This window comes from Rickettsia sp. TH2014 (assembly GCF_019249195.1).
Taxonomy (GTDB): Bacteria; Pseudomonadota; Alphaproteobacteria; order Rickettsiales; family Rickettsiaceae; genus Rickettsia; species Rickettsia felis.
This window is the reverse complement of the sequence record NZ_MXAX01000052.1, coordinates 4,606-17,427: the sequence shown is the minus strand read 5'-3', so window position 1 is coordinate 17,427 and position 12,822 is coordinate 4,606. Positions and strand designations below refer to the sequence as shown.

Here is a 12,822-nt window from a genome sequence, read left to right as displayed (position 1 = left end):
CAACAACGCCTTGCGAGGAAATGACGATAAGACTGATTCGTATGGAAATAAATCTATAATAATTTATGTTTGAGTATTTAATAAAATTTTATCCAAAAATCCTTTTTATTGTAGAAGGGGCTTTAGTAACTTTAAAATATAGCGTTATTGCCGTTATATTCGGTTTAGTAATAGGGATGTTGCTCGCTATTTGTAAGGTAAATAAGAATCGTGCTTTAAGGCTTTTTGCAAATTTCTATACTTCTATTTTCAGAGGTACTCCTTTATTAATTCAATTAAGTATTATTTATTTTGCTTCACCTTATATCATAGGCGTTAAATTTAGTGTGTTTATGGCGGGAGCTATTTCTTTTTCCCTTAATTCGGGAGCATATGTTTCCGAAGTAGTCAGGGCGGGGATTAATGCAGTTGATAAAGGGCAGTTTGAAGCGGCTGAAGCTCTTGCTATTCCAAAGTTTTTAATAATGAAAGATATAATTCTACCGCAAGCAGTTAAAAATATTTTTCCGTCATTAGTAAATGAGCTTGTAAATTTGATTAAAGAATCAGCCATTATTTCTATGCTTGGAGAAATGGATTTAATGCGTAGAGCACAAATTGTATCAATTGAAACATATAATTATTTTTTTCCAATGTTTGTTGCTGCGTGCTGTTATTATATTTTAGTGATGTTAATTAGCTTTATAGCAAAAATAATTGAGAAAAAAATGATTGTTAATTAAAACATACTTGCTTTTATGGAAAAAGTAATTATAATTTAAATTTAGTGTAATTTATAAATTATTATAATTTGTATTTAGAAATGATTTAAAATAAAGGGCGGAAGTATTTTTTCACCCTTTAATTATCGTATATATAAGTTTTTTGGAGTATTTTTTTAATGCCGACATATAATCAATTAGTACGTTTTGGGAGAAAGTCAAAAACTCGTAAGACCAAGTCTCCTGCCTTAGAATCTAATCCTTTTAAAAGTGGTGTTTGCCTAGTTGTAAAAACCGTTACCCCTAAAAAGCCTAACTCTGCACTTCGTAAGATTGCAACGGTGCGTTTAAGTAATAAAAGAACAGTAAATGCATATATTCCCGGTGAGAAGCATAGCGTAAAGGAGCATGATAGGGTATTAGTAAGAGGTGGTCAGGTTCCTGATCTTCCGGGGGTGAAATACCATATCGTACTCGGTGCATATGATATTGCTGGAGTTAAAGGACGTAAGCAAGGTCGTTCACGTTATGGTGCTCCTCGTAAACAAGTTGCAGTTACAAAAAAATAAATTATTAGTTAGAGAGAAAAAATAAGATGTCACGTCGTCACGCCGCCGAAAAGCGAGTAATTTTACCTGATATGAAATATAACAGTATTTTACTGTCAAGATTTATCAATAATATTATGAAAGAAGGGAAGAAAGTCCTTGCAGAGAAAATTGTTTATTCAGCCTTTAATAAAATTGAAAAGAAGCATAGAGTCGACCCTTATCAAACCTTTAATAATGCTATGCATAACGTGAAGCCGTATTTAGAAGTAACTTCGGTTAGGGTTGGAGGAGCTAATTATCAAGTTCCGACGCATGTTGATGAAAGAAGAGGATATGCTCTTGCTAGCCGTTGGATTATTAATGCTGCGTCAAAACGTTCTGAAAAAATGATGATTGATAAACTTGCCGAAGAGCTGTTTGAAGCTTCTAATAATAGAGGCGTCGCCATTAAGAAGAAAGAAGATACTCATAAAATGGCTGAAGCTAATAAAGCTTTCTCTCATTTTAGCCCTAAAAAAATGAAATAAGGTAGGGTATATAATGAGTAAAATAAATAAACTTGAGCATATTCGTAATATCGGGATATGTGCTCACATTGATGCCGGCAAAACCACAACTACCGAACGTATTTTATATTATACTGGTAAATCGCATAAAATAGGTGAAGTTCATGAGGGCGGTGCCACCATGGACTGGATGGAGCAGGAGCAAGAACGCGGTATAACCATTACCTCAGCTGCTACTACTTGTAGATGGCAAGATAAGATAATTAATATTATCGATACTCCCGGGCACGTTGATTTTACTATCGAAGTAGAGCGTTCGCTTCGTGTTCTTGACGGTGCGGTTGCAGTATTTGACGGCGTAGCAGGTGTTGAACCTCAGTCTGAAACGGTTTGGAGACAAGCAGATAAATATAATGTTCCTAGAATGTGCTTTGTCAATAAAATGGACAGAATGGGAGCAGATTTTTATAGATGCGTTGAAATGATCAAAGATCGTTTAGGAGCAAAACCGCTTGTTATTCAGTTGCCTGTAGGGATTGAAGAAAATTTTAAAGGTATAATTGATCTTGTTAAAATGAAAGCAGTGATTTGGAAAGATGAATCACTTGGAGCTGAGTATTTTGAAGAAGATATACCTGCCGATATGAAAGACAAGGCCGAAGAATATCGTGCTAAATTACTTGATATGGTTGTTGAGTTAGATGACGCGATCATGGAAAAATATTTATCAAGTGAAGAAGTAACAGAAGAAGAGATTAAAAGATTAATCAGAAAAGGAACTATTTCAGCAGCATTTTATCCGGTTTTATGTGGTAGTGCTTTTAAAAATAAAGGAGTACAGCCTTTACTTGATGCTGTAGTAGATTTCCTACCTTCGCCTATTGATATAGGTATAGTAAAAGGTATGGAAGTAAGTACTGGTGAAGAAAAAGATTTCCCCATTTCGGTAACTGAGCCTTTTGCAGCTTTAGCATTTAAAATTATGAATGACCCGTTTGTCGGTTCATTAACTTTTATTAGAATATATTCAGGTAAAATTGCTTCAGGAACCACTGTTATTAATACCGTAAAGAATAAAAGAGAAAAAATCGGTAGAATGCTATTAATGCATGCTAATAATCGTGAAGACGTAAAAGAAGCATCAGCAGGCGATATAGTAGCTTTAGCAGGGCTTAAAGATACTACTACGGGTGATACGTTATCCGATATGGATAAGCAAGTAATCTTAGAAAGAATGGAGTTTCCGGAGCCGGTAATTGAGCTTGCGGTAGAACCTAAATCAACAGCCGATCAAGAAAAAATGGGTCTTGCACTTTCTCGTTTAGCAGCTGAAGATCCATCATTTAGAGTCTCAACGGATCATGAAACAGGACAAACAGTGATAAAAGGAATGGGAGAACTCCATTTAGAAATTATCATTGACCGTATGAGAAGAGAGTTTAAGGTTGAAGCAAATATTGGAGCTCCTCAAGTAGCATATCGTGAAACTGTAACAAAAGCTTGCGAAATCGATTATACCCATAAGAAACAATCCGGCGGTGCAGGACAATTTGCTCGTGTAAAAATTATTTTTGAGCCTCTAAAAGAGGTAAAAGATCTAAAAGATGAAGATAAAAATAAAACTTTTGTCTTTGAAAGTAAAATCATCGGCGGCGCCGTACCTAAAGAATATATACCGGGCGTTGAAAAAGGTTTAAATAATATTAGAGAAACCGGTGTTATTGCCGGTTATCCTATGATTGATTTTAAAGCAACTTTAGTTGACGGTGCGTTTCATGATGTAGATTCTAGTGTACTTGCGTTTGAAATTGCTGCAAAGGCAGCCTTTAGAGAAGGGATGCCGAAAGGTAATCCTAAATTACTTGAGCCTATTATGAAGGTTGAAGTTATCACTCCTGATGAATATATGGGTGATATTATAGGTGATTTAAATAGCCGTAGAGGGCAAATTCAAAGCATGGATCCAAGAGGGAATGCTCAAGTAGTTACTGTGAATGTTCCGTTAGCGGAAATGTTTGGTTATGTTAATACGCTTAGGTCTTTATCTCAAGGTAGAGCTCAGTTTAGTATGATATTTTCTCATTATGATCAAGTGCCGAGTCAGGTAGCTGATATTATTAAAGCTAAAAAATAATTGATGGATCTAATTAGATATAATTACTGTCATGTCTTGCAAAGGTAAATGTCGTTTTACTGTGACAGCTTATAAATTAGAAGTACCGATTATTATAGTAATTTTTTAATAGTAACAAATATTTTTAATAAATTTATTGATTTTTTATTAAAAATATGATAGGAGTGTAGCTCAATTGGTAGAGCGCCGGTCTCCAAAACCGGAGGTTGCGGGTTCGATGCCTGTCGCTCCTGCCATTATAGGTTTAGAGCTTTTTTGCTATAAAATATAGAATTTTTACAAAATTTGCTTATAGAGAAAATTTGAAAGAGATACTTCCTCGAATCGCCGCGTACATGCTAGTATGTGAGAATTTCAGCGCTGGATCATTGTCTCAATTACCTCTAGAAGTAGAATTTTGCAAGAAGTCTAATAAATTACCTAACAAAAATATGTTTAAAGAATATAAAATTTATAAGTTTTTTGAACAAGTTAAACAAGAAACTTATAAGGTAGTTTGGCCAACTAGAAAAGAGCTTGTTGCTTCAACATTAGTAGTGGTAGTAGCAGTTTTTATTTTTAGCCTAATTTGTTTGGTACTTGATTATAGTATACATAACATAATGCAGCTTTTGCTTAATATCGGCAAATAGTATAAGGAATAAATTGTGACAGAACAGAGTATAGATAATATATTGCCTTCTTCTGAAAAAAATGTAAAGCAGTGGTATGTAGTACATACGGCATCAGGAGCAGAGAAACGCATTAAAGAAGATATGCTTAGAAGAATCGCTAAACAGAAAATGACGGATTTTTTTGAAGATATATTAATACCTGTTTTTGGAGTTTCTGAAGTTAAACGTGGTAAAAATGTCAAGATAGAAAAAAAACTAATGCCGAGTTATATCTTGATAAAGATGAATATGACTGATAAATCTTGGTATTTAGTAAAAAATATACCAGGAGTAACTGGCTTTTTAGGAAGCAAGACCACGCCAAAAGCTCTTACGGAAAGCGAAATACAGAATATTTTTAATAATTTGGAAGCAGAAGCTAAAGAAGCAAAGAATTCTAAATTGTATGAAGTTGGTGAAATAGTGACTGTTACAGACGGTCCTTTTGAAACTTTCACCGGTACGGTAGAAGAAATAGATCAAGAAAAAAATAGGTTAAAAGTTTCAGTATCAATATTTGGTAAAGCAACTCCAATAGAACTAAATTTTAACCAAGTAAAGAAAAATGATTAAAGGTAGTTAGATTTTTATACTAATCAGTATATTGTTACTATTAGCCTAATAAAGATCGCTAATGTCATTCCTGCGAAAGCAGGAATCCAGCACAGCTTACAAAACACCTGTTTTTTTTAAGATATATTTTATTTTAGATTCCTGCTTTCGCAGGAATGACAAGTTTATACACTATTAATTTAAGAGAAAAATAAGGATATTTATAAATGTCTCAGAAAGCAATAAAAGGTTATATTAACTTGATAATTCCGGCAGGCGGGGCCACTCCTGCTCCGCCTATAGGACCGGCTCTTGGGCAAAGAAAAGTTAATATTAAAACATTTTGTGATGAATTTAATAATAGTACAAAAAATACGGAAAAAGGCGTACCCTTACCGACTTTAATTACTGTTTATGAAGATAGTAGTTTTTCTTTTAAAATAAAAACTCCTCCTGCCTCTTATTTTTTAAAGAAATATGCTAAAATTACTAAAGGTTCTAGTGCTACTAAGAAAGAAGCCGTAGTAAGTAAAGTTACTATGGATGATTGTCGTGAAATTGCAAAGTTAAAAATGCCTGATTTAAATACAAAAGATATTGAAGCAGCAACAAAAATCATTTGTGGTAGTGCTGCATCTATGGGACTTGAAGTGGTAGGGAATTAATTATTATGTCAAATAAGCAAGGTGTTGCTGTAAGAATCAGCGGCGGTAAAAAAATAAGAGAAGCTAGAGAAAAAGTAAAATCAGATGCTTTATATAATTTAACAAATGCAGTTGAACGATTAAAGTCAGCATCATATGTTAAATTTGATCCAACCCTAGAAATCGTTATGAAGCTTGGAATTGACCCTAGGCATTCCGATCAAATGGTACGTGGTGTAGTTAATTTACCTGCTGGTACAGGTAAAACCGTAAGAGTTGCCGTTATTTGTAAAGAAGAAAGAGAAGAAGAAGCTAAAAGTGCCGGGGCAGATTTAGTAGGTCCAACAAATATTATTGATGAAATTAAAGCAGGGAAAATTAATTTCGATGTATGTATAGCCACTCCCGATATGATGGCAGTTATAGGTTCAGTTGCAAGAATTTTAGGACCAAAAGGTTTAATGCCTAACCCTAAACTTGGTACCGTAACTTTAGATATTAAAAATGCTATTAAAAATGCTAAAAGCGGTCAAGTAGAATATAGAGCAGAGAAAGCAGGTATAATTCATGCAGGGCTTGGAAAATTATCTTTTTCAGACCAAGATTTATTAAAAAATTTGAATGCGTTTATTGAGGCAGTAATTAAAGCGAAACCTGTCGGATTAAAAGGAAGTTATTTAAAAGCAATGTATTTATCTTCTACTATGGGAGCATCGGTACAAATAGATTTAACTAGCATAGCATAATTTTTATAGCCGTTTAACGGTAGTATAGTAATAATAAAAAAGTTTTGTTATTTTAAGCATTTGTATCAGTTTAAATATATTAAACTGTGTTATAAAAGGAGAATTAAAAGGTGTTAAGATCAGAAAAACCGGTAGAAGTAGAGGATATTGTAAATATTTATAAAGAATCGCCCTCCGTAATTATTACCCATTATCATGGGTTAACCGTTAGTCAAGTGAGTTCACTTAGAGAATCACTTAAATCTAAAGAAGCAGGTTTTAAAGTAGTTAAAAATACTTTAGCAAAAATAGCTGCAAATCAAACAGGGCTTGATAGTATTGCTAATTTATTTGCAGGTCCTACTGCTATTGTTTATTCTAAAGAACCGGTTGAGATGGCAAAATTAGTAGTTAATTTTGCTAAGGCTAATGATAATCTTAAGATTATTGGTGGAATAACCGATAATCACGTATTAGATGAACATTTAATAAAAGAACTTTCTAAGCTACCTTCACTTAATGAGCTTAGAGGTAAAATTGTTGGGTTATTACAAGCGCCGGCTACTAAGGTTGTAGGTGTTTTACAAGCCCCATCTTCGAGTATGGCGAGAGTAATACAAGCGCATGCTAGTAAAAATTAACTTAAAGGTTACTGCACTAGGGATTTTAATTGATAATTAAAGAGCTTTTATAGTGGAAACTAATAAGATTTTTTTATAGGAAATTGTTCTTATTTTAAAAAAATCTTATAATTTGTAGCAAAAAAGAATTTAATTAACTTTGAAATACCTGATGCAGTAATCTCTCAATATAAAAAAAAGTAAAAAGGAAAAAATTATGGCAGATTTAGCTAAAATTGAAGAACAATTATCATCATTAACATTAATGCAAGCAGCTGAGCTTGTGAAAATGCTAGAAGAAAAATGGGGCGTGTCTGCAGCAGCGCCTGTAGCTGTAGCGGCTGCCGGTGCAGCAGCTCCTGCGGCTGAAGCAGCTGCTGAAAAAACTGAGTTTGAAATAGTTTTAACAGCTGCCGGTGACAAGAAAGTTGAAGTAATTAAAGTTGTGAAAGATATCACAGGCCTTGGTTTAATTGAAGCTAAGAAATTAGTTGATGAAGCTCCAAAGCCGATTAAAAGCAATGTGAAAAAAGCAGAAGCTGAAGAAATCAAAGGTAAGTTAGAAGCTGCCGGAGCAAAAGTTGAATTAAAATAATTACTTCTGTACTAAGTTCTGTAAAGAAAAATTAAATTATTCGTATTTTTAGATATTTTTAAGTAAAAATTAATAAGATTCTTGTTGGAACAGTTATCTTTATTCCAAAAAAAATCTTGTGGTTTTCAACCAAAAACAACTAAATATAGATTTATTTTTTTACAGGACCTAATATTTTTTGTATCACATGATGAAATATTTTATAGCTTTAAATTAACTTCTTAAAATCTAAAAAAGCCTTATTTTAGTAATTAAATTTGAATAAGGCTTTTTTGTTTAAAAATTATTTTAAAGCTAATGTAAGTTATTTTTTTTGAAATAGGTTAAAACTATTACATTGAAAATCTTATTAATTAAAATAATTTTGTTAACGTACCATACGTCTAGAAATTTAAATTATTGAAATTTTCTAGGTTCTGCGAACATTTATAATTGATTTTTAATGAAAATTAATGAGATTTTTGAAGGAATAGTACCTAATTTAAAAAAATCTTATAATTTTTTGTAATAAACAAATAACCAAAATCCAATCTTTTTGAAAATGTTCGCAGAGCCTACACAAGATCTAAATAGGAAACTTACTAGGTTTCTTTAATTTAAGTTTTATGTAAAAAAATTTAAAACAGTATATTTTATTTTACTGTAAATTATAAGCATTTTATTGAAATAGGTAGCTATTCCAATAAAAATTTTACTGTTTAAAATATAAATAATTTAAATTTTATATACAGGTCCTAGGTTTTGAACACTTTTGATTAATGATTATAATTAGGATATATTTTTAATCAAAAATTAATAAGATTTTTGAGAGGATAGGGTTATTACTATTTCAAAAAAACTTATGATTTACAGCTAAAAAGAGCCATAATTATGATTATTCTATTAAAAATGTATAGGACCTAATCACTTCAATACGGGCAGTAATTTTATCAGTCAGGAGATTATATGGTTTCATTAAGGGATAATATAGAAGCACAACCCTTGTCACATAATAGAAGAATAAGAAAAAATTTCGGTCATATAAATTTAGTAGCAGATATACCGAATTTGATTGAAATTCAAAAAAATTCATATGAAAAAAACTTTCTACAGTTAAATATTAAAGATTCTGAAAGAAAAAATAAAGGTTTACAATCTATATTAAACTCAATTTTTCCTATTTCAGATTCCTCCAATATTGCTAATTTAGAATTTGTAAAATATGAATTCGATACTCCAAAATATGATGTAGAAGAGTGTAGTCAAAGAAGTTTAAGTTATGCCGCTCCTCTTAAAGTTACTTTAAGGTTAAGTATTTGGGATATAGATGAGGATACCGGTACTAGAGAAATTAAAGGGATTAAAGAGCAAGAAGTATATATGGGTGATATCCCATTAATGACTAAAAATGGTACTTTTATCATTAACGGTACAGAAAGGGTAGTTGTATCGCAAATGCATCGCTCACCTGGCGTATTCTTTTATCATGATGAAGGAAAAGTCCACTCTTCCGGCAAGCTTTTATATTCTGCTCGTGTTATTCCATATAGAGGGTCTTGGCTTGATTTAGAATTCGACGCTAAGGATGTTATTTATTTTAGAATTGATAGAAAAAGAAAGCTTTATGCTACTACTTTGCTTAGAGCTATAGGTATGAGCACTGAAGAAATTATACAATTTTATTATAATTCAGTAACTTATAAGCTTGTTAAAAATAAAGGTTGGGCGGTTAAATTTATACCTCAGCATATTACTGCCCATCGTTTAACAAGTGATTTAGTAGATGCAGATACTGGAAATGTTTTACTGAAAGCAGGGCAAAAAATTACTCCGCGTTTAGCTAAAAAATATTTTGGGGAAGGGCTTAATAATATTTTAGTAGCTCATGAAACTTTAATAGGCAAATATTTATCCGAAGATTTAAGGGACCCTGCAAGCTATGAAGTATTAGCAAAAATCGGTGAAATGATAACTAGCGATATGCTAAATGTTATTAATGATCTTAAAATTAAAAATGTTAATGTATTAGTAATCAATCCTCAATCTGGTCCATATATAAGAAATACCTTATTTGCTGATAAGAATCAGGACCGTGAGGCAGCATTATGTGATATTTTCAGAGTTTTAAGACCCGGTGAACCTGCTAATATAGAAGCGGCTGAAAACCTGTTTTATAATTTATTCTTTGATGCAGAAAGATATGGTCTTTCAGAAGTCGGACGAATAAAAATGAATTCTAGGTTAGAGCTGAATATTTCTGAAGAAGTTACGGTTCTAACAATTGATGATATTAAAAATATCGTAAGAGTTTTAGTAGAGCTTAAAGACGGTAAAGGTATCATAGACGATATTGATCATTTAGGTAATAGAAGGGTTAGATCAGTAGGTGAATTGATAGAAAATCAGTTTAGAATAGGTTTAGTCCGAATGGAAAAATCTGTAATTGAAAGGATGTCGGCAGGTGATGTTGATACCGTAATGCCTCACGATTTAGTAAATTCCAAGATTTTAGTTTCAGTCGTAAAAGATTTTTTTAGTACCTCCCAATTATCCCAATTTATGGATCAAACAAATCCATTATCAGAAATAACTCATAAAAGAAGGCTGTCGGCACTCGGTCCCGGAGGTCTTAGTCGAGATCGAGCAGGTTTTGAGGTGCGTGACGTACATCCGACTCATTACGGTCGTATTTGTCCTATTGAAACACCTGAAGGTCAGAATATCGGGTTAATTAACTCTATGGCTACTTATGCCAGGATAAATAAACACGGTTTTATAGAGAGTCCGTATAGAAGAGTTAAAGATGGGCATGTAACTGATGACGTGGTATATCTTTCTGCTATTGAAGAAGGTAAATACAAAATTGGACAAGCAAATTCTAAAGTTGATAAAGACGGAAAGTTACAAGGAGAGTTTATTAATTGCCGTGTTGAAGGCGGTAATTTTGTAATGGTAGAACCGCAAGAGGTAGATTTTATTGATGTGACTCCTATGCAGGTAGTATCGGTTGCAGCTTCTCTTATACCTTTCTTAGAAAACGATGATGCTAACCGTGCTTTGATGGGCTCAAACATGCAAAGACAAGCCGTTCCTTTAATTAAAACAGATGCACCTTTTGTAGGTACCGGAGTTGAAGGGGTAGTAGCTAAAGATTCCGGAGCATCAGTACTTGCATTACATGACGGTATTGTTGAGCAGGTAGATTCAAATAGAATAGTGATTAGAACTCTAGAACAAAAAATTGACGGTTCTCCTTCTGTTGATATTTATAATTTATTAAAATTCCAAAAATCCAATCATAATACTTGTATAAATCAAAAGCCTTTAGTTAAGGTCGGTCATTACGTTAAGAAAAACGATATTATAGCTGACGGTCCTAGTACGGATAACGGTGAAATTGCTTTAGGTAGAAACGTGCTTGTGGCTTTCTTACCTTGGAACGGTTATAATTTTGAAGATTCAATTTTAATATCTGAACGTATAGTAAAAGAGGATGTATTTACATCTATTCATATTGAAGAATTTGAAGTAATAGCTAGAGATACACGCCTTGGTCCTGAAGAAATTACCCGTGATATACCGAATGTAAGCGAAGAAGCGTTGCGTCATCTTGATGAAGTCGGAATAATTTATGTAGGTGCAGAAGTAAAAGCCGGTGATATTTTAGTCGGAAAAGTAACGCCGAAAAGTGAATCGCCTATTACTCCTGAAGAGAAGCTACTACGTGCTATTTTTGGGGAAAAAGCTTTTGATGTAAAAGATTCATCTCTGCATGTACCTTCCGGAGTTAGCGGAACCGTAGTAGAAGTAAGGGTATTTTCTCGTAGGGGTGTAGAAAAAGACCAGCGAGCTATTGCTATTGAAAAACAACAAATTGAAAAATTAGCAAAAGACAGAGACGATGAGTTAGAAATTATTGAGCATTTTGTGTTTAGTTGGCTCGAAAAGCTTTTAATAGGGCAGGTGATTGTTAACGGTCCTAAGCAAGTAAAAGCAGGACAAACAATTACTAGTGAAACGCTAAAAAGCTTATCTAAAGGGCAATTTTGGCAGCTTACCGTGGAAGATGCAAATGTAATGAATGAAATAGAGCAAATTAAAGTTCATTATGATGAGAAAAAAGATGTCCTCGATAAAAGATTTGCTACTAAGGTAGAGAAATTGCAAAGCGGTGATGATTTACCTCAGGGAGCTTTAAAAGTAGTAAAAGTATTTATCGCAACTAAGCATAAATTACAGCCTGGGGATAAGATGGCAGGAAGGCACGGAAATAAAGGTGTGATTTCACGTATCGTACCTGAAGAAGATATGCCGTTTTTAGAAGATGGAACTGTGGTAGATATCGTTCTTAACCCTCTAGGTCTTCCGTCTCGTATGAATATAGGGCAGATTTTAGAGACGCATCTTGGGTGGGCATCAATAAATTTAGCAAAAAAAATATCTACCTTAGTAAAGGAATATAAAAATAAACATATAGGTATTGAGCAGATTAAGAAATTCTTACTTGAGCTATACGGAGAGAATATTAATTATATACTTGAAAGATCGGAAGAGGAGATTATCTCTTTCTGTAACAAAGTAAGTAAAGGCGTACATTTTGCAACTCCTGTATTTGACGGAGCAAAAGTTCAGGACGTTAAAGATATGTTAAAACTTGCCGGTCAAGATCCTTCAGGACAAGTAAAATTAATTGACGGTAGGACCGGTGAATATTTTGACCGTCTAGTGACCGTTGGACAGAAATATTTGCTGAAGCTGCATCACTTAGTCGATAATAAAATCCACTCTCGTTCTATAGGGCCTTATAGCTTAGTAACTCAGCAACCGCTTGGAGGTAAGTCTCATTTCGGTGGACAGCGTTTCGGAGAAATGGAATGCTGGGCATTACAAGCTTACGGTGCGGCTTATACGTTACAAGAAATGTTAACGGTTAAGTCGGATGACGTAAACGGTAGGATCAAAACTTACGATTCTATAGTACGTGGTGAAAATAATTTTGAATCAGGCATTCCTGAATCATTTAATGTCATGATAAAAGAATTTAGATCTTTATGTCTTAACGTAAAGCTTGAAGTAACTTCGAGCTAGTTCTTCTGTGAATACTACCTCGTCATTGCGAGCAGCCGTAGGTTGCGTGGCAATCTCATGAAATAATAACAAAC

The 12,822-nt window shown here is 33.3% G+C and carries 11 protein-coding genes and 1 tRNA gene; all 12 read left to right on the top strand.

Features of this window, described 5'->3' with window-relative positions:
* The first annotated feature begins 65 nt into the window (after positions 1–65).
* Complete coding sequence (locus tag KYQ89_RS00770; protein ID WP_218459917.1) at positions 66–722, top strand: amino acid ABC transporter permease; 657 nt, start codon at positions 66–68, stop codon at positions 720–722.
* Positions 723–880: 158 nt separating this feature from the next.
* Positions 881–1,270 (top strand): 30S ribosomal protein S12, encoded by a 390-nt coding sequence (rpsL, locus tag KYQ89_RS00765; RefSeq protein WP_004996647.1) that lies wholly within the window; start codon positions 881–883, stop codon positions 1,268–1,270.
* 26 nt (positions 1,271–1,296) lie between these two features.
* Positions 1,297–1,779 (top strand): 30S ribosomal protein S7, encoded by a 483-nt coding sequence (gene rpsG, locus KYQ89_RS00760; protein WP_218459916.1) that lies wholly within the window; start codon positions 1,297–1,299, stop codon positions 1,777–1,779.
* 13 nt (positions 1,780–1,792) lie between these two features.
* The gene (gene fusA / locus KYQ89_RS00755) at positions 1,793–3,892 is read left to right on the top strand and encodes an elongation factor G (RefSeq protein ID WP_218459915.1); all 2,100 of its coding nucleotides are present in this window, start codon (positions 1,793–1,795) and stop codon (positions 3,890–3,892) included.
* A 160-nt stretch (positions 3,893–4,052) separates the two neighbouring features.
* Positions 4,053–4,128: transfer RNA gene (locus KYQ89_RS00750), tRNA-Trp, on the top strand.
* 195 nt (positions 4,129–4,323) lie between these two features.
* Complete coding sequence (gene secE / locus KYQ89_RS00745) at positions 4,324–4,524, top strand: preprotein translocase subunit SecE (RefSeq protein WP_004996644.1); 201 nt, start codon at positions 4,324–4,326, stop codon at positions 4,522–4,524.
* Between the two features lie 15 nt (positions 4,525–4,539).
* The gene (nusG, locus tag KYQ89_RS00740) at positions 4,540–5,118 is read left to right on the top strand and encodes a transcription termination/antitermination protein NusG (RefSeq protein WP_218459914.1); all 579 of its coding nucleotides are present in this window, start codon (positions 4,540–4,542) and stop codon (positions 5,116–5,118) included.
* 206 nt (positions 5,119–5,324) lie between these two features.
* A complete protein-coding gene (gene rplK / locus KYQ89_RS00735) occupies positions 5,325–5,762 on the top strand; it encodes a 50S ribosomal protein L11 (RefSeq protein ID WP_218459912.1) in 438 nt (145 codons plus the stop codon).
* A gap of 5 nt (positions 5,763–5,767) precedes the next feature.
* Positions 5,768–6,487, top strand: coding sequence for a 50S ribosomal protein L1 (gene rplA / locus KYQ89_RS00730; RefSeq protein ID WP_218459911.1), 720 nt, complete (start codon positions 5,768–5,770; stop codon positions 6,485–6,487).
* A gap of 110 nt (positions 6,488–6,597) precedes the next feature.
* A complete protein-coding gene (rplJ, locus tag KYQ89_RS00725) occupies positions 6,598–7,107 on the top strand; it encodes a 50S ribosomal protein L10 (protein WP_218459910.1) in 510 nt (169 codons plus the stop codon).
* Between the two features lie 196 nt (positions 7,108–7,303).
* Complete coding sequence (gene rplL, locus KYQ89_RS00720; protein WP_218459909.1) at positions 7,304–7,681, top strand: 50S ribosomal protein L7/L12; 378 nt, start codon at positions 7,304–7,306, stop codon at positions 7,679–7,681.
* A 945-nt stretch (positions 7,682–8,626) separates the two neighbouring features.
* Complete coding sequence (gene rpoB / locus KYQ89_RS00715) at positions 8,627–12,748, top strand: DNA-directed RNA polymerase subunit beta (RefSeq protein ID WP_218459906.1); 4,122 nt, start codon at positions 8,627–8,629, stop codon at positions 12,746–12,748.
* The last annotated feature ends 74 nt before the right edge of the window (positions 12,749–12,822 follow it).